Source organism: Williamsia sp. MIQD14, assembly GCF_051025635.1.
Lineage (GTDB): Bacteria > Actinomycetota > Actinomycetes > Mycobacteriales > Mycobacteriaceae > Williamsia_A.
Genome location: NZ_JBPFDG010000002.1, coordinates 675,273 through 697,041, shown reverse-complemented (window position 1 = coordinate 697,041; position 21,769 = coordinate 675,273). Strand labels below are relative to the sequence as shown.

Here is a 21,769-nt window from a genome sequence, read left to right as displayed (position 1 = left end):
TCACGCCCCGACCGTCTGAGATGCCTCGGCGCGCGTCGGTGTGCCGAACCCGATCCCGACGGCGGTCATCGCGGCCAGCAGCCGTCCCGTCGCGCCGTCGGCGTCGGGGGTGACGGGTTCGGTTGAGGTGAGCACGTTCTCGAGCAGGACGCCCGCGTCTCGCGACACCCTGCGCAGTCGACCCTCCTGCCACACGAACGCGTGATCGGAGGTGAAGGCGAGAACGGGCAGATCGCCGCGGGCGCGGTCGGCGTCGGAGGCGACCCCGGAGTCGAGTCGCGCGCCGAAGCCCGAGACGCGGACGTCGTCGTGTCCGTGGGACCGGATCGCGCGGATCGCCTCGACCGCGCACAGGTATCGGCCGAGCCAGGGGCGGTCGGCGACGGACCGCGCCCGCAGGTCGGGGTCGACGACGTGCGCGAGGGGTATGGCCGCACCGACGAGACCATCGGGCCCGCCTTCGGCCCAGGCGGTGTCGAGGCCGGCGACGGTGAAGTCGGAGACGGTGCCCAGCGGGGTCGTGAAGGGGGAGACCGCGATGTCACCCTCAGGAGACACCGACAGCCGCACCCGCGGGCCGTCGACCGCCGGTCCGGTGGGGAATCCGAGTGCGGTCAGATCGGCCAGCGCGACCGCGGGGCTGGTGAGGAACTCTGCGAAGGTGCCCGATTCCGCGGCGGAGTCGGCATCGTCGAGATACTCCGCGAACTCGGAGTCGGAGGTGACGCGCACGACCGTGCTGCCCAGGATCGAGACGTAGGGACTCGAGGAATAGTCCTGTACCCGGACCGAGACCGGACCGTCGGGGTGATCGGAACACAGATACACCTCGTCCATCTCGCCCAGGTCCCCGTCCACGTCGACGACCACCGTGGGGGAGTCGGCGAGATCGCAGGCGACGTCTCGCGGGGCGAACACGGTCACGGCGCGACCGAGGACGTCGGTCAGGTCGGACACGTGCGCGGTCCGCGACACCGCGATCTCGGGTGGTGCGCCCGCCGGGCGGGGCGAACCGTAGTCGATGCCGGTGATCAACGTGCGCAACCGCGGGGTCATCCGGGTGAGGTCGCCGGTGAAGTACATCGTGTTCTCCTCGCTGTCGTCGGGCTGTGATGAGGGTCGGGATGAGAGGTCAGACGGTGGCGGTCACGGGCGTGCGGATCGCCGAGAGGATCTCCCGGAGATCCGACATCGCCGCCTCGCGACCGTGGACCGAGCACACCCCGGTGGTGTTGAGGACCACCTCGTCGACACCGGCCCGGTGGTACTCGGCCAGTCCGTCGATGATGTCGGAGACCGATCCGTGGAGAAAGGCACGTCCCTCGATGAGATTGTGCGCGGATTGTTCGAGATCGTCGGTGATGGCTATTCCCGCGGTACTGAGCATGGCTCGATAATGTGGAGCGGAAATGTGCATCCGGTTGCTTGCGAGAACGATGTCGATCGCATTCCGGGAATCATTGTCCAGTGCCACCGGGACCATTGCGACAATGCGTGGACGTCGCGGTCGTCCTGCATCCCGTGCCCCGTCGGCGAGGGCGGGCGCGAGGCGTGCGGCGACATGATCAGGGGGCGTCAGCCATGTGATGGCCTCGTCGGCGAGTTCACCGGCGAGGTGTGCCATCCGCTCACGAAGCACCCCGAATCCCAGGCGCACCGGCGGTGCCGCGACCGCGGCCATCGGGCTGTGACAGTGGAAGTACTCACCGTCGAACCGGGCCTCCCGGTGGTCGATCAGATCTCGCAGGATGGTGGCGTACTCGCGCACCGCGGCCAGTTGCCGGGCGTACGGCGCGCCCAGCGTCATCGCCTGAAAATGCTTGTCACCAGGTCCGATGCCGAGACTGAACGATTCTCCGGTCGCGATCGCCGCGGTCGTGGCCTGATGTATCGCATCGAGTGGGTGACGAAGGGGCATCAGGGCCACGCCCACGCCGGAGGGGACGCGGAACCCTGCCGCCGCAGCCGCGGTGAAGCCGCCGAAGGTGTCGAGAACCATCGACTGTCCCTGCCACAGACGCACGGCATCGGTCCACTGGACGAGTGCGGCGAACGGCAGGATCTGCTCGACCCGGCGCGGGATGAACGGGAGCAGCACCGAGACCGCGGGTGTCGTCGACGGGTGTGTTTCGTGTGCGGGGTTCATCGTTGTCTCGAATGGTTCCCGTGCAGGCAGGCGTAATCATTTCTCTTGCGAACAATATCGCCTCGACCTACACTGATGACCGTTCTACGCAGCCTCTCTCATTCGATGAAAAGGATTGACATGACCAACGACAAGTCGGTGGAACTCGCCCTTCAGGAATTCGATGTCGAGCAGATGGAGGACCTCGACGCGATGGACTGGGGTTCGAGCTTCGCGACCAGTTTCGCCGCGTCCATCGGTGCGAGCGTCGCCCTCTCCATCGCTACCTAGACCGCACTCGGCGGGTCTACGCAGAAATCAGGCGGGGTGTTCGCACCCCGCCTGATTTCGTGGTCACCGCAACCGTCCGGCGCCGGCGCGCCGGCGCGCCGGCCCCGGGGGTCGACGCGCCGAGCGCGGCTACTCGTTCGCGATGTGCTTGCGTGCGACGAACAGCAGAACCACCGATGCCACGACGACGATCACCGCCCACGCGCCCACCGCCACCGTCTGCCAGCTCTCGCCACGGCTGACCGCGAAGAGAATGGCGGTGATCGCACCGACGGCCAGCACGTAGAACGCGGCAAGCGTGCCGATGCCGAACCCGCCGGAGGGTTCGGGCGCGCTCACGTGAGGATCGAGATCGCGGCCGAGTAGCTCACGGCGCCGCCGACGCTGGCGCCGCTGATGGCACTGAGGACGTCACTGAAGCCCGGTGCGTCCATGTCCTCGAGTCGTTCCACGTCGAACTCCTGCAGTGCGAGTTCGATCGACCGGTCGTTGTTGATCGCCACGATACGTCCTTTCCTGAGGGTGAGTAATGATCGAAGCGTACGGAGTGCTCAGGAAGTTCGCAATGCTTTGGATCATGACGGTCAGATGAACGACGGAGGACTGCTGTGTGCAGGTCAGACCGTGTCGGCGACGACGCGCGCGGCCTCACGACCCGCGCGGTTGGCGCCGATGGTCGACGCCGACGGGCCGTATCCGAGCAGTTGCACCCTCGGTTGCGCGGCGACGACCGTCGCGAGTCGACCGGTCATGGTGATACCGCCACCCGCACTGCGCAACCGCAGCGGCGCGAGATGGTCCAGCGCGCTGCGGAATCCGGTGTTGTAGAAGATGACGTCGACGTCGAGGTGCGTCCCGTCGGGAAATGCGACTCCGGTGTCGGTGATGCGCGTGAACATGGGTCGCCACGCCAGGATCCCGTCGGCCTGCGCCGTGGCGATCGCCGGTGTGCGCCGCAGGCCCGTCACCGACACCACCGATGTCGGTGGCAACCCCGCGCGGACCCGCCGTTCGACGCGGGCGACGGCTTCGCGACCCTGCTCGGGGGTGAAGGGTCCGTCGGTGAACACCGGCTCGGTGCGCGAGCACCAGAAGGTCTCCACATCGGTTGCCGTACGGGCGATCTCGATGAGCAACTGGACGGCGGAGATCCCCGCGCCGACCACGAGGACGCGCTCGCCGTCGAACTCGTGGGGGCCGGTGTAGTCGTGGGTGTGCAGGGTGCGGCCGGTGAACCGCTCGGCGCCGGGGATGTGCGGAACGAAGGGGCGATCCCAGGTACCGGTCGCGTTGATCACGGTGGCCGCCTCGAGTGTGGTCGTCGGCGTCCCGGGACCGCTGCTGCCGGTCACCGCGAACCGGGGGTCGTCGGGGTCGCGCCCGGGTACGAGGTGCACCGCGCTCACATGCACCGGTCGGCGGACGGGCAGATCGAAACGTCGTTCGTAGCGCCCGAAGTAGTCGGCGACCGCGGTCGAGGCCGGCCACTCGTCGCATTCGACGCCCAGAGCCTCGGTGAGGCCGTACCCGGGGAGGTCGTGGACGTGGTTCGCGCCCGCGAGGGTGAGTGTCGGCCACCGGAACTGCCACGCCCCGCCCGACGACGGTGCGTGGTCGAGGATCGCGAATCGACCGTCGAGGCCCCGCCGCTGGAGGAAGTATCCCGCCGACAGTCCGGCCTGACCGCCACCGATCACCACGCAGTCGAGCTGCTCGTCGGTGGGCACGACGAGAACTCTACTCAGTGAGCACGGCCTGACGGTGGGCACGCGGGAGCCTGATGCTCTCGGCGACGAGGAACTGCAGTCGTCGTTGAACCATCACCGAAACGGGTTCAGGTGGCGCATGGTCGGCCACGATCTGCGCGGGCCGGTGCAGGTGATTCGCGCGTGGTGGGCCGGTGCTGCCGTTGGGTGTCCAGCCGTAGCGTCCGCGGTCGGGCCCGGAGTCGATCTTCACGGTCCGGAATCGGCCCGGGCCGTCGCCGACGACGCGGTTGTGGGGACCGCAGGCGGGGGCCAGCTCGGTGACGTCGGTGGCACCGCCGTCGGCCCAGTCGGTGTCGGCGTGATGAATCTCGACATGTGCGAAGGGTGCGGGGCATCCGGCCTTGCCGCAGCCGCCGTACTGGGAGAACAGCACGAATCGTTGGGCCTGCGTCGCCAGTCGCTTGCCGCGACCGTAGAACAGCGGTTCGCCGGTGATGTCGTCGAACACCGACAGATGCATCTGTGCCGTCGCTGCCAGCGCGATGACGTCGGTCATCGGGAGGTCCGCGCCGGTGGCGGTGTGGGCGATCCCGGCTCGCTCTCGTAGCTGCGTGTCGGTGATGGACACGATGATGTGGGGCGGCAGACCCCGGTGGGAGCCGCCGAGCAGCCCTCCGTCGACAGCCGCCTGCAGCAGCGCCTTCAGGGCGTCGTGATTGCGCTGGGACTGCGAGCGGTGGTCGCGATCGGCGGCCTCTCGCACGCGAGCGGGGTCGACACCGTCGTTGCCGCCGTGCGGTGAGTGATCGTCATCGGGGTTGTTCATGCCCGGCGCGGCCCAGGCCGCGAGGACGACGTCGAACAGCGCTCGTGTCATCGGGTCGAGATGGCCGGTGAGCTTCGACATCAGCAAGGAGTCCTGGGTGCCGATGCCCACGCCGCGGTTGCGGGCGCGATCGCGGTCCGACGGCAGGTCGCCGTCGGGGTCGAGATGCGCCAGGATGCGTGCGCCCGCGCGGGCGATCTCGCGCGGGCCGAAGTCACGCGCGATGTCGGCGAGTTGCGCCTCGGCGCGGTCGCGCGCACCCGAAGGTGTTGCGGCGGGCACTTTGTCGAGGACGTCGAGCACGGCGATGACGTGCTCGTGGGACAGCGCACCGTCGGCCATGGCGGCTGCGGTCTCCGGGCAGCGCGGGGGCAACGGTTCGCCGGTCATCGACAGCATCGACGACAGTTCGGCGACCTCGCGGAGCCGTTTCTTGGGCGCCGCGACCCGGAGCTGTTCGCCGACGAACTCGATCAGGTTGCGGCACTGCACCGTTCGGTACGCCTCGCGATCGGATACGTCCGCGATTCGCCGAAGTCCGGTGGATCCCATGGTGCGCGTGAGTCGTTCGTGGGTGATCGCGAGTTCTGCGACCTCCGACTCCGTCAAGGCGTCGGTGGATTCGTCGGCGATCTCGGTCAGGAGTGATTCCACCGCAGCGTATTTGGCGATTAGAGTGTTCCCCACAGCGCAGCCTCCCCCCGGATGCATCGACTGCCACAAGTCTAGTTCACATGTGCGACAATCGCAAGTGTGTTCGATTACAAGTTCCTCGTCGCTGCCCGGGTTGTGGTCGCGGCCGTCCGGTGTGTGTCGCGCGATACGCTGACCGCCATGATCGGGAGCACGTCGAACGGGTCCGTCACGACCATCGAGCTGCAGCGTTCGGACAAGCGCAACGCGCTGGACCACGCCATGGTGGACGGTCTCGTGGCCGCGGTCGACGACGCCGTCGCCGCCGGTGCGCGTGCCATCGTCCTGACCGGTGAGGGCCGGGTGTTCTGCGCGGGGGCCGACCTGTCGGGCCCGGTCTACGACCCGGACTTCCTCGCGAAGCTGGTGTCGGCGCTGCAGCGCATCGAGTCGGTGCCGGTACCGGTGATCGCGGCCGTCAACGGCAGTGCGCTGGGTGCCGGTCTGCAGCTGGCCATGGTCGCCGACCTGCGGGTGATGGCGCCCGACGCGCTCTGCGGGATACCGGCGGCCAAGATCGGAGTCGCGGTCGACGAATGGACGATCCGACGACTCATCTCGCTGGTCGGATCGGGTACGGCGCGCGGGATGCTCATCGGGTGCGATCCGCTCACCGCCGAGCACGCGCTGTCGGTGGGTTTCGCCAACCGCATCGGCGACCTCGCGATGGCGCAGGAGTGGGCGGCGAGCATCGCCGAACTCGCACCGCTCACCCTGGCCCACTACAAGCTGGTGTTCGCCGGCGACGGTGCCCGCGACGAGGTGCCCGCCGTGCGCGCCGAGGCGATGATGCGTGCCTGGGAGAGTGTGGATCTCGCCGAGGGTCGCGCCGCGCGGACCGAGAAGCGCAGCCCGCGGTTCACCGGACGGTGAGCGTCACCGCACTCGCTTGACCGACGAGCCCGGACGGTAGACGAGCCGCTTCACCGCGGCCGGCGGCGGCGCGATCCCGGGACCGCCCGCGCGCATCCACTCACCGACCTCGGCCATCGCCGAGGCGGTCAGCACCTTCTGCAGCCAGACCGGCCGACCACCGTTGGCCCGACCCGCCCGCGACGGCGACACCACGATCACGTTCGACCGCGCGCAGTCGTCGAGGCAGTCGCTGGTCCGAACCCGTGCGGCGTCGCTCGCCGAGGCACGCAGCGCGTCGAGGTGCTCGTCGTGGTCGATGTCGGGATGTTTCCGTGAGGTGCCGCAGCAACAGCCGCGACACACGGTCGCCGTCGGCAGGGTGGTGGCGGACTTCGTGCCGGACAGGGTGAGCTCCGATGGTCGGGTGGGGACCGGCGTGGCCCGGTGACCCTGACGAGCCTAGGTCACGTGCCGATGACCTCAGTACGCCACCCGCCTTTCGTGCGCAAGGCTAAAGGGTGTGAGTTTTCGTGCCCGAAACATGCTCGAACTGCACGGGATACACGTCGCCTCTAGCGTCGCGATATTGCCCGCCGGTCGGCGGACACACATCCGCGAATGCCGACGACAGAGGAGAACGCATGACCCAGGAAGTCGTGGAGCCGAATCCGGCTCTCACCGGACCGCAGGCCGCGGCGACACGAGAGACGCTGGAGGACTACACCCTTCGTTTCGCGCCCCGCAGCTATCGCAAGTGGGGGCCGGGCGTCGTGTCGATCTCCGCACTCGGCGGCATCGCCTACCTCGCCGACTTCGCGATCGGCGCGAACATCGGTATCGCCAACGGCACCGGCAATGCGTTGTGGGGCATCCTCTTCTTCGCCGTGGTCGTCGTGTTGACGGGCTATCCGCTCGCCTATTATGCGGCGCGCTACAACATCGACCTCGACCTCATCACGCGCGGTAGCGGTTTCGGCTACTACGGCTCGGTGCTGACCAACGTCATCTTCGCGTCGTTCACGTTCATCTTCTTCGCCCTCGAGGGCTCGATCATGGCCCAGGGCCTCAAGCTCGGACTCGGGATCCCGCTGTGGCTCGGCTATCTCGTGTCGTCGGTGCTGGTGATCCCGCTGGTCATCTACGGCATGAACACCCTGGCCAAGCTGCAGGTGTGGACCACCCCTCTGTGGCTGGTCATGATGGTGCTGCCCTTCCTGTACCTGCTCATCACCCATCCCGACGCGGTGGGTGACTTCCTCTCCTACAGTGGCGGACTCGACGGCAAGGGAGGCCAGGGCGTGTCGTTCGCCGGCACCATGCTCGCCGCCGGTGTCTGCCTGTCGTTGATCGCCCAGATCGCCGAGCAGATCGACTACCTGCGCTTCATGCCGCCGAAGACCGCCGAGAACAGCCGCCGCTGGTGGACCGCGGTGATCACGGCCGGCCCGGGCTGGGTGTTCTTCGGTGCCATCAAGCAGGTCGTGGGTCTGTTCCTCGCCGTCTACCTGATCCTCAACTTCGCCGACCAGGCCGGCGTCGCCAACCAGCCCGTCGAGCAGTTCCTCGCCATCTACGAGGACTTCATGCCGCACTGGCTGGCCCTGACCCTCGCGGTCATCCTCGTGGTCATCAGCCAGATCAAGATCAACGTCACCAACGCCTACTCCGGCTCGCTCGCGTGGACGAACAGCTTCACCCGCGTCACCAAGACCTACCCGGGTCGCCTGGTGTTCCTGGTGTTCAACGTGGCCATCGCCATCGTGCTGATGGAGGCCGACATGTTCAGCTTCCTCAACAATCTGTTGAACTTCTACGCCAACTGCGGCATCGCGTGGATCGCCACCGTCGCCTCCGACATCGCGATCAACAAGTTCCTGCTGAAGCTCTCGCCCAAGCAGCCCGAGTTCCGGCGCGGGATGCTCTACAGCGTGAACCCGGTCGGGTTCGGCAGCGTCGTCATCGCCGGCGGGTTGTCGATCATGACCTACTTCCACGTGTTCGGTGACGCCATCCAGCCGTACTCGCCGATCGTCGCCCTGGTCCTCGCGGTGGTGCTGCCGCCGATCTTCGCCATCGCGACGAAGGGGAAGTACTACCTGCGTCGCACCGACGACGGGATCGACCTGCCGATGCTCGATGCCGACGGCAACCCCTCGGATGCCAAGCTGATGTGCTGCGTCACCGGCATCGAGTTCGAGCGGCCCGACATGATCGCCTCGGCCAAGCCCGGCCCGAACGGGGAGAAGCAGTACATCTCGTCGTTGGCCCTGTCGTGTGACAAGACCGGCGAACACGTTCTGCCCGAACAGAAGTAGCACCACCACGGGTGATCGGCCCGGCACTGCGGGGAGCATTTGACATGATCGGTCGATGACTCCCCGCAGTGCTGCGCAGGTCCTCGACCTCGTCCTCGACGAGAACACGTGGGTGTCGTGGGATGCTCCGGCGATCACCGCCACCGACGATCCGCGCTACGCGGCCGATCTCGCCAAGGCCCGCGAGAAAAGCGGGGTCGACGAATCACTGCTGACCGGTGCGGGACTCGTGCACGGTCACCGCGTCGCCGTCGTCGTCAGCGAGTTCGGTTTCCTCGCCGGATCGATCGGCCGCGCCGCCGGGCGCCGGATGGTCGCCGCCGTCCGACGCGCCACCGCGCAGGGGCTGCCGCTGCTGGCGTTGCCCGCCTCGGGCGGCACCCGGATGCAGGAGGGGACCCCTGCGTTCCTGCAGATGGTCGCGATCGCCGCGGCCGTGGTCGACCACAAGGCGGCTCGACTGCCCTACATCGTCCATCTGCGACATCCGACCACCGGCGGCGTCTTCGCCTCCTGGGGATCGCTCGGTCACGTCACCCTCGCCGAACCCGACGCACTCATCGGCTTTCTCGGGCCGCGCGTGTACGAGGGGCTGTACGGCGAGCCGTTCCCCGAGGGCGTGCAACGCTCCGAGAACCTCCGCGCCCACGGTCTCGTCGACATCGTGACCCCGGTCGCCGACCTCGCGCGTCACGTCGACGCCGTCCTGAGCATCCACGGCTCCCGGTCGGCCGCGGCTCCGACGGCCGGCCCCGACCTCGCAGGGCCCGCCGCGGTCGGCGACGCGTGGGACGCGGTCCTCGCCTCACGACGCGAGAACCGCCCGGGTGTGCGAGACCTGGTGCGTCACATAGGCACCGAGGTGGTCGCCCTGAGCGGCACAGGCGAGGGGGAGAGCGACCGCGGGCTGCTGCTGGCGATGGCGCGCATCGGTGGTCGGGGAGTGGTGGTCATCGGCCAGGACCGGCGCCTGCAGCGGCCCAAGTCACTGTTGGGCCCGGCCGCTCTGCGGGTGGCGCGACGCGGCATGGCGCTGGCCGCCGAACTCGATCTGCCGCTGGTCACCGTCGTCGACACCCCGGGTGCGGATCTGTCCAAAGACTCCGAGGAGGGCGGGCTGGCCGGTGAGATCGCGCGCTGCCTGGCCGATCTCATCGCGCTGCCGGTGCCGACGGTGTCGGTGCTGCTCGGTCAGGGCGCCGGTGGCGCCGCGTTGGCGCTCTATCCCGCCGACCGGGTGATCGCGGCCGCCGGCGGTTGGCTCTCGCCGCTGCCGCCCGAGGGGGCCAGCGTCATCGTCCACCGCGACACCGACCACGCCGCCGAACTGGCCCGCGCGCAGTCGATCTCGTCGACGGATCTCCTGGCCGCGGGTTTCGTCGACGTCATCGTGCCGGAGGCCACCGAACCCGCCGACGACCCGATCGCGTTCTGTCGCGACGTCGGCCAGGCCGTCACCGCGGTGCTGACCGAGCTCGACGGGACCGATCGACAGCAGCGAACCGACGCAAGGATGCGCCGGTTCGACTGAGCCCCACTCGATCTCACGTGTCGAGGATCAGGGGAAGAAGAGCGTCCCGCCGTTGAAGTCCTGCGCCCAGCCGCGGCCGTTGCGGTACTCGTCGCTCACCGGGAACCCGAAGAACCCGGTCGATCCGCCCTTCGCGGTCCACCGGGCGAGGATGCCACCCCACACCGTGCGGGTGCCGCCGGCCGAGGAGTAGTAGACGTTGCCGCCCTGGAAGTTCTGTCGCTTGCCACGCCCGGGGACGTCGATCTCGTTCGTCAGGGGCCAGCCGAGCACCCCGCGCTCGTACCGCAGCGACGCCCACTTGCCGCGGATGGCGCCGCCCACGTAGTGCGCGGTGCCGCCGGCGACATTCGCCTTCCAGTAGAACGAGACGTTCTTCTCGAACCTCTGGAATCGCCCGCCCTGGTAGGCAGGGGACTCCGGGATCAGCGGGTTGCCCCAGGTGTCGGGTCCGCCGGTGGCCGTGTAGGCCTCCTCGATCCGCCCGCCCACGGTGAACTCGCCGTAGGTGTCGTCGGCGCTCGCCACCCCGGCGAGCTGCGTCGACGCGAGCGTCAACACGGTCACGGCCGCGACGGTCAGTGCCGTCACTCGTTCTCTGATGCGCATGGGTGTCACTTTCTGCTTCATGAGGTCACCGACCCGGGTCGATTGTTCCCCCACGGCGACGGTTCGCACCAACCGTCGACCACCGAGGGTGACGGGACGCGGTCCCGCCGCAGTCTCCGATATGGTTGATGAGTACACGTAATTAGGGAGGCTAGATGTCTGACGTGATCCCGGACTACCCGATGACCCGGACCTGTCCGTTCGACCCACCCGCCGAACAGACCGAGAACGGCCCGGTGTCGAAGGTACGGATCGAGACGGGCGCGACCGCGTGGCTGGTCACCGGCTACGACGAACAGCGCGAGGCTCTCGTCGACCCGCGTCTGAGCTCCGACTTCCGTCGCCCCGGCTACCCCGCGCGGGTGCTGGCGCGGCGGACGCGGTCGTTCATCTCGATGGACAACCCCGAGCACCAGCAGCAGCGTCGGATGCTCATCAAGCACTTCACCGTCAAGCGGATCGCGTCGATGCGGCCGGCCATCGAGGGGTTGGTCGACACATTGCTCGCGCAGATGCTCGCCGGTGACGGCCACGCCGATCTCGTCGCCGACTTCGCGTTGCCACTGCCGTCGCTGGTCATCTGCGACCTGCTCGGCGTCCCGTACGCCGACCACGACTTCTTCCAGCGGTGCAGCAGTGTGCAGCTGACCGTCACCGCGCCGATCGCCGAGCGCGAGGCGGCGCGCGACGAGCTCGCCGACTATCTGCGCGACCTCGTCGAGAAGTCGGTCGAGAACCCCGGCGACGACCTCATCGGCGACCTCGTGGTCAACCAGGTGCGGCCCGGTCACCTCACGACCGCCGAGGTCGCCGACATGTGCAGCCTGCTGCTCATCGCCGGACACGAGACGACCGCGAACATGATCGCGCTGGGGACCCTCGCGCTGCTGCGCCATCCCGACCAGCTCGCCGAACTCCGCGCGAGCGACGATCCCGCGCTGATGACCTCGGCCGTCGAGGAGCTGTTGCGCTACCTGACGATCGTGCACCAGGGACTGCGACGCGTGGCCACCGACGACATCGAGATCGCCGGCACCACCATCGCGGCGGGGGAGGGCGTCATCATCTCCGCCGACGCGGGCAATCGCGCCGACGACGCCTTCGACGGCGACCCGAACACCCTCGACATCCACCGCGCCGCACGACACCATGTCGCGTTCGGCTTCGGGGTGCACCAGTGTCTCGGGCAGGCGCTCGCCCGTCTCGAACTGGAGATCGCCTACCGCGCGCTCGTCACCCGTGTCCCCGGTCTGGCCGTGACCGCCGATCTCGACGACATCGACTTCAAGGACGACATGTTCGTCTACGGCGTCCGGTCGCTGCCCATCACGTTCGACACCACCGCGGCGGCGGACGCATGAGCATCGACATCGATCGCGACGCGTGTGTGGGCGCAGGCCAGTGTGTTCTCGCGGCACCGGATGTGTTCGACCAGACCGAGGACGAGGGCGTCTCCTACGTCCTTCCCGACGCACCCGTCACGAAGCGGACATCGGAGATCGCCGACGCCGTCGACCGCTGTCCCGCGAGGGCCATCACGACCACCGTGTGACGCACTTTCGGCTGACGCGCTCGTGGTCGGTCGTTGATAGCCTCAGCCGGGTGAACGGTCCTTGCGCTCCGACCTCGGTGATCGTCGGCCGATGCTGATCCGGCTGCTGCGTACGTATCTCGCGACCTATCGTCGTGAGCTGCTCGCCGTGGTGGTGCTCCAGCTCGTCGCCACCATCGCGATGCTCTACCTGCCCACGCTCAACGCCGACATCATCGACTCCGGTGTCGCGCGCGGCGACACCGACTACATCGTCGACATCGGCATGTGGATGCTCGGCATCTCCCTGGTGCAGGTGCTGTGCAGCATCGCCTCGAGCTACTTCGGTGCACGGGCGTCGCTCGGCGCCGGCCGCGACATCCGCCGCGACCTCATGCGCCGTGTCAGCACGTTCTCCGCGCGCGAGGTCGGCCAGTTCGGTGCGCCGTCGCTGATCACCCGCACCACCAACGACGTGCAGCAGGTGCAGATGCTCGCGGTGATGGCGTGCACGATCCTCGTGACCGCACCCATCATGTGCATCGGCGGCATCGTCCTCGGCCTGCACGTCGGCAGCTCGCTGGCGTGGGTGCTCGTGGTCGCCGTGCCCGTGCTCGGCGGCAGCATGGCGGTCATCATCGCCCGCATGATCCCCGGCTTCCGGGCCATGCAGAGCCGCATCGACACCGTCAACCGTGTTCTGCGCGAGCAGATCACCGGCATCCGCGTGGTGCGTGCGTTCGTCCGCGAACCCTACGAGCGCGACCGTTTCGACCGCGCCAACGACGACCTCACTGACTCGGCGCTGCGCGTCGGCCGCCTGATGGCGCTGATGTTCCCGGTCGTCATGCTCATCACCAACGTCACGATGGTGGCCATCGTGTGGTTCGGCGGGTACAAGATCGCCGACGGCACCGTCGAGATCGGTTCCCTCACCGCGATGATCAGCTACGTCATGCAGATCATGATGGCGGTGATGATGGCGTCGTTCCTCGCCATGATGGCCCCGCGCGCCACGGTGTGCGCCGAACGGATCTCCGAGGTCCTCGACACCGACACCTCGGTGAAACCACCGGAGAAGGTGGCACCGTTCGTGACCGATCCGGGCACCGTCGAGTTCTCCGGCGCCGAGTTCCGCTACCCCGGCGCCGATGCGCCTGTGCTGTGCGACATCTCGTTCACCGCCACCCCGGGCACCACCACCGCCGTGGTCGGTTCGACGGGGTCGGGGAAGACCACCCTGCTGGGCCTCGTCCCGCGACTGGTCGACGTGACCGGCGGCGCGGTGTCGGTCGGCGGCACCGACGTGCGCTCCCTCGACCCCGACGAACTGCGACGCGTCATCGGACTGGTGCCGCAGAAGCCGTACCTGTTCTCGGGCACCATCGCGACCAACATGCGGTACGGGCGCCCCGACGCCACCGACGACGAGATCTGGGAGGCGTTGACCGTCGCCCAGGCGGCAGACTTCGTACGCGACATGCCCGATGGCCTCGACACCGCCGTCGCGCAGGGTGGCACCACCGTCTCCGGCGGGCAACGACAACGACTCGCGATCGCCCGGGCGCTGATCCGCCGGCCCCACATCTACCTGTTCGACGACTCGTTCTCCGCACTCGACCTCGCCACCGACGCCCGCCTGCGGGCGGCCCTGCGGCCGGCGACCACCGATGCGTGTGTCGTCATCGTGGCCCAACGCATCTCGACGATCATCGACGCCGACCAGATCGTGGTCCTCGAACACGGCCGCGTAGTCGGCGTGGGTCGCCACCACGAGCTCCTCGACACCTGCCCCACCTACACCGAGATCGTCGAGTCGCAGATGGCGGTGGACGCCCGATGACCCGCCCCGGCGGCGGCGGTGGCATCCCGATGGGCGGGGTGCCGGGGGAGAAGGCGCGGTCGTTCCGGCCGTCGGTGAAACGTCTCGGCGGCAGGCTGGCGACGCGCCGGTTGTCGCTGGTGGTGATCTTCGTGGCCGCGGTCGGATCGGTGGTCCTCACCGCGCTGTCGCCCCGGATCCTCGGGCACGCGACCGACATCATCTTCTCGGGCGTGATCGGTATGTCGTTGCCCGACGGCGTCTCCAAGGCCCAGGCGGTGGCGGGTCTGCGCGAGCGCGGCGACGGGACCTACGCCGACATGGTGTCGTCGATGAACGTCACGCCGGGCACCGGTGTCGACTTCGGTGCGCTGGGGTCGACGCTGACGCTCGTGCTGGTGCTCTACGTCGCCTCGGCCCTGCTGGCATGGTTGATGAGCCTGCTGCTCAACGTCACCGTGCAGTCGACGGTGCGCGAGCTGCGCACCGAGGTGGAGGACAAGATCCACCGACTGCCGTTGCGCTACTTCGACACCACCCCGCGCGGAGAACTGCTCAGCCGCGTCACCAACGACATCGACAACGTGTCGCAGTCGTTGCAGCAGACCATCTCCCAGCTGCTCAACTCGCTGCTGATGGTCATCGCGATCCTGGTGATGATGCTCGTCATCTCGCCGCTGCTGTCGCTGATCGCGATCATCACCGTGCCGCTGGCGGTGCTCGCCACCGCGATGGTCGCCAAGCGGTCCAAGCCGCATTTCCTGGCGCAGTGGAAGAGTACCGGCGCACTCAACGCACAGGTCGAGGAGGCCTTCACCGGCCACGAGGTCATCAAGGTGTTCGGGCGCGCGCAGGAGGTCGCCGACCGCTTCGACGAGCGCAACGAGTCGCTCTACGCGTCGAGCTGGCGGGCGCAGTTCATCTCCGGGATCATCATGCCCACCATCATGTTCCTGGGGAACCTGAACTACGTCGCGATCGCGGTCGTCGGTGGTCTGCGCGTGGCGTCGGGCAGCCTCAGTCTCGGTGAGGTGCAGGCGTTCATCCAGTACTCCCGCCAGTTCACCCAGCCGCTCACCCAGATCGGGTCGATGTTCAACCTGATGCAGAGCGGGGTCGCCTCGGCCGAGCGCATCTTCGACATCCTCGACGCCGAGGTCGAGGACGCCGACCCGGCGACGCCGAAGGTTCCCGTCGGCGGAGCCGGCCATGTAGCGGTGGAGGATGTGTCGTTCAGCTACCGCGACGACGCACCGCTCATCGAGGCGCTGTCGCTGACCGCGCAGCCCGGGCACATGGTCGCGATCGTCGGTCCGACGGGCGCGGGCAAGACCACCGTGGTGAACCTGCTGATGCGGTTCTACGACGTCGACGCGGGCACCATCACCCTCGACGGCGTCGAGACCCGCGACATGACACGTGCCGACCTGCGGAGCCGAACGGGCATGGTGCTGCAGGATTCCTGGCTGTTCGGCGGCACCATCCGCGAGAACATCGCCTACGGCGATCCCGACGCCGACGACGCCGCGGTGATGGCCGCCGCGCGGGCCGGCCACGTCGACCACTTCGTCTCCATCCTGCCCGACGGCTACGACACCGTGATCGACGAGGAGGGTGGAGGTGTCAGCGCCGGGGAGAAGCAGCTCATCACCATCGCGCGGGCGTTCCTCGCCCAGCCGCGGCTGCTGATCCTCGACGAGGCGACGAGTTCGGTCGACACCCGTACCGAGCTGCTCATCCAGAAGGCGATGCAGGCGTTGCGGGCCGACCGCACGAGTTTCGTGATCGCGCACCGGCTCTCGACGGTGCGCGACGCCGACACCATCCTCGTGATGGAGGGCGGCAAGATCGTCGAGCAGGGCTCCCACGACGAACTGATCGATGCCCGCGGCGCCTATTTCCGGCTCTACAACAGCCAATTCGCCGGCACGGTCACCGCCGACACCGATCGCTGAGCCTCACACCTGCACCGGTGGGGTCGCGCAGACCGAGATGACGGCGGTGCCCGCCGTCCGCAGACCGTCGTCGACGAGGACGCGGAACTCGTCGTTCTCCACGAACGGCAGGTCCGAGGTGTAGACGAAACGGCCGTCGGCGTCGATGCGGACCGAGCCGTGCCGGGGGCCGCCGACTACGGTGTAGATCCGACCGATGCCGTCGTCGGGGCCCACGATCGCGCCGGGCACCGAGCGGGTGAGCACGGTGACGGCGTCGGCGGTCGCGGCGTACACCCGGGCGCCGTCGGGACTGCACACCAGGTGGCGGGGGAACTCGCCGGTGGGCGCTGCGGCGACCACCGCGCCGGTGCGCAGGTCGACCGCCGACACGGCGTCGCCGAACGACGCCGACACGTAGACGGTGTTCCCGTCGGGTGCCGCGGCGACGCCGGTGTGGAACCCGCCGAGGTCGATCACCGAGACCACCATCAGGGTGCGGGTGTCGACGGTGATCAGCGTGCGCGCGCCGGTCGAGACCAGGTGCAGCCGTGTGTCGTTCGCGCCGAGGGCCATGTCGTGGACGAAGCCGTCGGTCCGGATGGCGCCGACCTTGCGCGGCGCGCTCACCGCGTCGCCGAGTGCGATGTCCCCGAGTGCGACGACGTGGACGATCGCGTCCGGACCGGACTCGTCGAGCACGTAGGCGCGCAGCCCGTCGTCGCTCGTCAGCACCGAACGGATCCGACCGAGTCCGTCGACACGCCCGACCTCGTCGCCTGCCGCATCGAGGACACGCAGCGAACCGTCGGCGCCGGCCACGATCAGTGACGCCCCGTCGGGCGACACCCCGACCGCGACCGGGGCGGACACGCGCACGCCCCCCATCACCGTGGCCGAGGCGGTGTCGACGACGGCGATCGTGTCGTCGTCGGTGAGTGCGATGAACAGACGCGCACCGGACGGGTCGACACACAGCGCCGTCGGGACGCCCGGGAGATCGACCACGCCGACCACCGCCGAGGTGACGGTGTCGATCACCGTCGCCGACGATGCCTCGGAGCTGATGACGTAGAGGCGGGTGCCGCTCGCGTCGAGCGCCGTGGTCCGCGGTGTCGCGGCCAGGTCGATCGACGCGCTGCCGGTCGCGTTGGCGCAGAAGCGCACCGGCGTGCGCGCGGCGTCGGCGGACACGATCGGGGTGACGGCGAGCGTGTGTCGTCGGCCGGCGTCGTCGGAGACGGCGACGCGGAAACGGTCGGCGACGGGACCGGCCGTGCGACTCAGACGGTGCACCGCCATCCCCGGCACGTAGTCGAAGGAACCGTCGGGGCGCACGGTCACCCGACCGTGCTGCGGTGCCGACTCGAGGACGTGGCGCCAGGCGGTGTCACCGGCGCCGGCGGACGCGGGATCGACGACCGAGACCCGGCCGGTGACACGACGGACGCCGGTGTCGCCGGTGGGGGGTGCCGCGGTGTGGAACACGCGCCGCCGCAACGAGGTCTTCCAGCGCGGCGTCGCGGGGACGGGCGCGGTCGGGACGACGGGGTCGAGCGGGATGCCAGGGACGAACAGCTGCGGGACGGGGTCGAGGCGCGTCGGCAGGTGGGCCGTCCCGCGCGTGATGATCGGTCCCGATCGGTCGTTCCCGATCTCGTCCCGTCCGGTGTCGCGATGGCCGACCGTTGTCTCGATCGGACCGTTCTCGTCCAGCCCGTGCATCTTGCGCCCCCGCTGTCTTTCGTCAGATGTTCACTGTCTCGACCCCGCGCGTTGCACTCCCCGCCGCCACGAGATCACCTGTGTGGTGCTGCCACCCATAGTGCCCCCAGAGTGTGAAAAAAATGCAAAAACGCCAGTTCAGCGATGGTTGGACGGTGGTTAACGACGGCCGACGCACCGCGGGGCCCCACTCGGCGCGATCGGTGTCGGCCGATCGGCCTATCGTCGTCGGATGGACACCGGGGCTCCGATCACGATTCGTCTGATCGGCGTCGTGTCGGTCGGTGTCGTGTCGGAGGTCCACGGTGAACGGGTCGTCGATCCGCGGGTGGTCGGAGGACCGCGCTGTGTCGAGATCCTCGCCTACCTCGCCCTGCACCGTCAGCGCGAGGTGAGCACCACCGAACTGGCCGATCTCATCTGGACCGACGGCCGGCCCCGCTCGTGGACCTCGGCGCTGCGCGGGCTCATCTCGAAGGTCCGCGACGCGGTCGAGGCGGCGGGCATCCCGGGTGAGTGCGTGCGATCGCGGGGCGGCAACGTCCGGCTGCTGCTGCCCGAGTCCGCGGTCGTCGACCTCGAGACCGCACGGGCGAACTGTCGGCCGGCGATCCCGGACGCCGACGGCACGATCGATCACCGCGCGGTGGCCCAGCGGGCACGTGCGGCGTTGGCGGCGCTCTCCGACGAGGCTCTCGTCGGGGTGACGGGGGACTGGGCCGACCCGATCCGCGCCGAGTGCGTGACCCTGCGTCTGCGCGCCCTGGATCTCGACGCCGGATCGTCTCTCGAGACGGGCGAGAACGAGCACGCGGTGGCCTCGGCCGAGGCGCTGCTCGCCGCCGACCCCCTGCGCGAGGTCGGCTACCGGATGGCCATGCGCGCCTACGCCGCACTGGGTGACCGTGCCCAGGCCCTGTCGGTCGCGGCCCGGTGTCGCCGGGTGCTCGCCGAGTCGCTCGGCGTCAACCCGTCGGCCGACACCGAGGCCGTCTTCGCCGACCTCCTGCGCGACGACGCCGACGAGAGCTCCGCGTCGCGGTCGGCCGCCGTCGACGAACCGGTGTCGATCGGACCGTCGACCTATCCGTGGCTGCACATCGTCGGCCGGGGCGACGAGATGCGCGAACTCGAGACCGCGATCGACGCCGCCGCGCACGGACACGGGCGATTCGTCGTGGTCTCCGGCGAGAGCGGCACGGGCAAGACCACCCTGGCGACCGAGGCCGCGCGCCGGGCACGCGAGGCCGGTGTCGAGGTCGTCGTGGGCCGCTGCAGCGAGAACGCCGCCACCCCGTACGAGCCCTTCGTCGAAGCGGTCACCCACGAGATCGATGGCCGCGACACCGCCGACACCCGCGAGTGGCTGACCCGCCACGGCGCCGACATCCTGCGCCTCACACCGCGTGCGGCGCGCCGCTTCCCCGACCTCATGCCGGCGTCGGTGTCCGATGACCGGCCGCTGGTGATGGAGGCGGTGGCGACCTGGCTCACCGGTGACCCCGGCACCACCACGGTGTTGCTGATCGACGATCTGCAGTGGGCGTCGGCGGCGACACTGACGGTGCTGCGCTACGTCGTCGGGGCGTCGGCGCAGTCGAATCTGTGTGTGGTGGCCACGGTCCGCGACGACTTCGCCCCGCACCCCGAACTCCTCGCGACGATGCACGCCGCCGAATCGGCGGGCCGTCTGCACCGCATCCCGCTGGGGTTGCTCACGCCGACCGACGTGAAGGAACTCGTCGATCTCGCGGGCTTCGACATCGACGCCACCGCGCTGCACCAGCGTTCCAACGGGCTGCCGATGTTCATCGCGTCGCTGATGTCGGCGCACTGGCGGATGCCCGAGGAGGCGTTGCCCTCCTCGGTCGCCGACGCCGTCGCCCAGCTCGAACGCCGCCTGTCCGACGCCACCGTCGGGTTGCTGCACCTGTGCGCGGTGATCGGGATGGCGGTGTCGCGCAGCGTGCTCCGGCACGCCGCCCGCTGGTTCGACCCCGACGCGTTCGACGACGACACGCGGTTCGCCGAGGCGATCGACGAACTGATGCTGCGGCGCTTCCTGCTGCTGTCCGACGACGACTCCGACGACTACTTGCGCCTGCGCCACCCGCTGGTGCGGGAGACGCTGTACGCGACCACCGCCGGCGCGGTCCGCGCCCGCATGCACTCCTCGGTGGCCCGCGCGCTCGAGGAGATCGGCGCGTCGGTCGACACCGACGACTTCGTCCGGTTGGCGTATCACCTCAGCCGCGCGCTCGACACCGATCGTCCTGCCGCGGCGAGGTATTCGCGTCGTGCGGGCGAGAACGCCCACCGCGTCGCCGCCTACGAGGACGCCATCGAGTACTTCGGTGACGCGTTGGACCGCATGGTCCCGCGCGGTGATTCGGTGGCTCGCTGCGAGGTGCTCATCGCCCGCGGTCGGTCGATGCGCCGCATCCGCGACCCGCAGGCCCGCCCGACGCTCTTCGAGGCCGCGGCGATGGCCCGGCGTCTCGGCGAGCTCGACCTGCAGATCGCCGCGACCCTGGCGAACGCGCTCGAGGGCATTCTCTTCGTCCAGATCCACGGCATCGACCACGAGCGGGTCGACAGCCTCGGTGACGCCCTCGCCGCACAGGAGGCATCCGGTGTCGAGGACAACGCCGACACCGCGCGCCTGTTGTCGCAGTTGGTGATCGAGCTGGGGTGGGAGAACGACTGGGAGGCCCGCCGCGGGTTCGCCCTGCGTGCGTTGGCCGCGGCCCGCGCCGTGGGTGATCGCGATGCGCTCGCCGCGGTGATGCTGTCGGTGCTGATCGGCCTGAGGGTGCCGCAGTGTGCCGATCTGCGGGAATCGGCGCGCGCGGAGCTGTCGGATCTGATGTCGCTCGCCACGCAGCGCGTCCGCGATCCGGCCGTGGCGATCTGGTCGTCGCGCGCGGAGGTCGAACACGGCGATCCCGATGCGGCGCTACGGATCCTGAGTCGGATCACCGAGGCCCAGACGGCACGCAACCCGGAGCTGGCGGCGCTGGTGCAGTACGGGCTCGTCGGCATCGACGTGACCGTGGGGCGTCTCGCGCACGCCGAGGAACGGATCGCGATGCTCAACGCGTTGCCCACCGCGCCGAACGACGTCTCCAAGTGGGGGCGACTGCAACTGTCGCTGCTGACCCTCAACACCCTGCGCGGGGATTTCTCCGCGCAGGTGGCCGAACGCGACGTCTTCGTCGAGGCGGCGCGTGTGGTCCCGGCGTTCCGTCCGATCCTGGCGCTCGCCCTCGACGACGTCGGGCACACCGATGTCGACGGCGCAGCGGCCCTGCGGGCCGAGGCCGTCGAGCTGATGGACCACTACACCGCCGAGCGTGTCTCCGAGATCCCCACGTCGGTGACCGTGTCGATCTATCTCGCGACGCTCGCCCGCGCCGCCGCGGTGACGCGCAACGTCGAGGTGTGCCGTGCGGTCTACGAGCGGCTGGTGCCGTTCGCCGATCAGACGATCATCGTGTGGGCGGCGGTGTTCGGCGTGGTGCACCATCACCTGGCCCACCTCGCGATCGCGATGGGCGACCTCGACCGCGCGGCGGTCCACCTCGCCGACGCGCGCCGCGAACACCGGCGTCGAGGCTATGTGGCCTGGGAGATCGAGACCGAGCACCTCGCGTTGGTCCGTGCGGCGGACTCCGGTGCGAGCGTGGATCCCGCAGAGCTGCAGGCGGTGTCGGCGCGGGCCGAGCGCATCGGGGCGACCGCGATCGTCCGCCGTGTCGCCCTTCTGTCCGACGCGCTCGGCATCTGACGCGAGCGGGGCGCAG

The 21,769-nt window shown here is 69.2% G+C and carries 18 protein-coding genes; 9 read left to right on the top strand and 9 right to left on the bottom strand.

Annotated elements, in window-relative coordinates; translation table 11 throughout:
• Both mpaB and ACQ7HM_RS10735 read right to left on the bottom strand, forming a co-directional pair.
• Window positions 1–1,083, bottom strand: coding sequence for a daptide biosynthesis RiPP recognition protein (mpaB, locus tag ACQ7HM_RS10740; RefSeq protein ID WP_434216246.1), 1,083 nt, complete (start codon window positions 1,081–1,083; stop codon window positions 1–3).
• Between the two features lie 49 nt (window positions 1,084–1,132).
• A complete protein-coding gene (locus ACQ7HM_RS10735) occupies window positions 1,133–2,146 on the bottom strand; it encodes an LLM class flavin-dependent oxidoreductase (protein WP_434216245.1) in 1,014 nt (337 codons plus the stop codon).
• Window positions 2,147–2,266: 120 nt separating this feature from the next.
• Between ACQ7HM_RS10735 and ACQ7HM_RS10730 the strand changes: the two genes are divergently transcribed.
• Complete coding sequence (locus tag ACQ7HM_RS10730) at window positions 2,267–2,416, top strand: hypothetical protein (protein WP_434216244.1); 150 nt, start codon at window positions 2,267–2,269, stop codon at window positions 2,414–2,416.
• Between the two features lie 129 nt (window positions 2,417–2,545).
• Here the strand turns inward: ACQ7HM_RS10730 and ACQ7HM_RS10725 are convergent, their stop codons facing one another.
• The 4 genes from ACQ7HM_RS10725 to ACQ7HM_RS10710 form a co-directional block, all read right to left on the bottom strand.
• On the bottom strand, window positions 2,546–2,755 hold the full coding sequence (locus ACQ7HM_RS10725) for a hypothetical protein (RefSeq protein ID WP_434216243.1): 210 nt from the start codon (window positions 2,753–2,755) through the stop codon (window positions 2,546–2,548).
• The gene (locus ACQ7HM_RS10720; protein ID WP_434216242.1) at window positions 2,752–2,919 is read right to left on the bottom strand and encodes a hypothetical protein; all 168 of its coding nucleotides are present in this window, start codon (window positions 2,917–2,919) and stop codon (window positions 2,752–2,754) included. Before ACQ7HM_RS10720 ends, ACQ7HM_RS10725 begins: the two co-directional genes overlap by 4 nt.
• 114 nt (window positions 2,920–3,033) lie before the next feature.
• Complete coding sequence (locus ACQ7HM_RS10715; RefSeq protein WP_434216241.1) at window positions 3,034–4,143, bottom strand: flavin-containing monooxygenase; 1,110 nt, start codon at window positions 4,141–4,143, stop codon at window positions 3,034–3,036.
• Window positions 4,144–4,153: 10 nt separating this feature from the next.
• Window positions 4,154–5,605, bottom strand: coding sequence for a DUF222 domain-containing protein (locus tag ACQ7HM_RS10710; protein ID WP_434216240.1), 1,452 nt, complete (start codon window positions 5,603–5,605; stop codon window positions 4,154–4,156).
• A 180-nt stretch (window positions 5,606–5,785) separates the two neighbouring features.
• Here ACQ7HM_RS10710 and ACQ7HM_RS10705 point away from each other — a divergent pair, with 180 nt between their 5' ends.
• Window positions 5,786–6,517 (top strand): enoyl-CoA hydratase, encoded by a 732-nt coding sequence (locus ACQ7HM_RS10705; RefSeq protein WP_434216239.1) that lies wholly within the window; start codon window positions 5,786–5,788, stop codon window positions 6,515–6,517.
• 3 nt (window positions 6,518–6,520) lie between these two features.
• On the opposite strand, the gene ACQ7HM_RS10700 is transcribed toward ACQ7HM_RS10705, so the two are convergent.
• Entirely contained in the window at window positions 6,521–6,862 is a 342-nt protein-coding gene (locus tag ACQ7HM_RS10700) for a (2Fe-2S) ferredoxin domain-containing protein (protein WP_434216238.1), read from the bottom strand.
• A 278-nt stretch (window positions 6,863–7,140) separates the two neighbouring features.
• On the opposite strand from ACQ7HM_RS10700, the gene ACQ7HM_RS10695 reads away from it, so the two are divergent.
• Both ACQ7HM_RS10695 and ACQ7HM_RS10690 read left to right on the top strand, forming a co-directional pair.
• Window positions 7,141–8,814, top strand: coding sequence for a purine-cytosine permease family protein (locus tag ACQ7HM_RS10695; protein WP_434216237.1), 1,674 nt, complete (start codon window positions 7,141–7,143; stop codon window positions 8,812–8,814).
• Between the two features lie 55 nt (window positions 8,815–8,869).
• The gene (locus ACQ7HM_RS10690) at window positions 8,870–10,345 is read left to right on the top strand and encodes a carboxyl transferase domain-containing protein (protein WP_434216236.1); all 1,476 of its coding nucleotides are present in this window, start codon (window positions 8,870–8,872) and stop codon (window positions 10,343–10,345) included.
• A gap of 27 nt (window positions 10,346–10,372) precedes the next feature.
• Here the strand turns inward: ACQ7HM_RS10690 and ACQ7HM_RS10685 are convergent, their stop codons facing one another.
• Window positions 10,373–10,954: an LGFP repeat-containing protein gene (locus ACQ7HM_RS10685; protein WP_434216235.1), complete on the bottom strand. Its 582-nt coding sequence runs from the start codon at window positions 10,952–10,954 to the stop codon at window positions 10,373–10,375.
• A 155-nt stretch (window positions 10,955–11,109) separates the two neighbouring features.
• Between ACQ7HM_RS10685 and ACQ7HM_RS10680 the strand changes: the two genes are divergently transcribed.
• From ACQ7HM_RS10680 to ACQ7HM_RS10665, 4 genes are all read left to right on the top strand, one after another.
• A complete protein-coding gene (locus tag ACQ7HM_RS10680) occupies window positions 11,110–12,315 on the top strand; it encodes a cytochrome P450 (RefSeq protein WP_434216234.1) in 1,206 nt (401 codons plus the stop codon).
• Window positions 12,312–12,506: a ferredoxin gene (locus ACQ7HM_RS10675; protein WP_434216233.1), complete on the top strand. Its 195-nt coding sequence runs from the start codon at window positions 12,312–12,314 to the stop codon at window positions 12,504–12,506. The genes ACQ7HM_RS10680 and ACQ7HM_RS10675 overlap by 4 nt, the downstream gene beginning before the upstream one ends.
• A 91-nt stretch (window positions 12,507–12,597) precedes the next feature.
• Window positions 12,598–14,328: an ABC transporter ATP-binding protein gene (locus tag ACQ7HM_RS10670; protein ID WP_434216232.1), complete on the top strand. Its 1,731-nt coding sequence runs from the start codon at window positions 12,598–12,600 to the stop codon at window positions 14,326–14,328.
• Window positions 14,325–16,262 (top strand): ABC transporter ATP-binding protein, encoded by a 1,938-nt coding sequence (locus tag ACQ7HM_RS10665; RefSeq protein WP_434216231.1) that lies wholly within the window; start codon window positions 14,325–14,327, stop codon window positions 16,260–16,262. The genes ACQ7HM_RS10670 and ACQ7HM_RS10665 overlap by 4 nt, the downstream gene beginning before the upstream one ends.
• A gap of 3 nt (window positions 16,263–16,265) precedes the next feature.
• Here the strand turns inward: ACQ7HM_RS10665 and ACQ7HM_RS10660 are convergent, their stop codons facing one another.
• Entirely contained in the window at window positions 16,266–17,966 is a 1,701-nt protein-coding gene (locus tag ACQ7HM_RS10660; protein WP_434216230.1) for a YncE family protein, read from the bottom strand.
• Between the two features lie 232 nt (window positions 17,967–18,198).
• On the opposite strand from ACQ7HM_RS10660, the gene ACQ7HM_RS10655 reads away from it, so the two are divergent.
• The gene (locus ACQ7HM_RS10655) at window positions 18,199–21,753 is read left to right on the top strand and encodes an ATP-binding protein (protein WP_434216229.1); all 3,555 of its coding nucleotides are present in this window, start codon (window positions 18,199–18,201) and stop codon (window positions 21,751–21,753) included.
• Window positions 21,754–21,769: the final 16 nt, after the last annotated feature.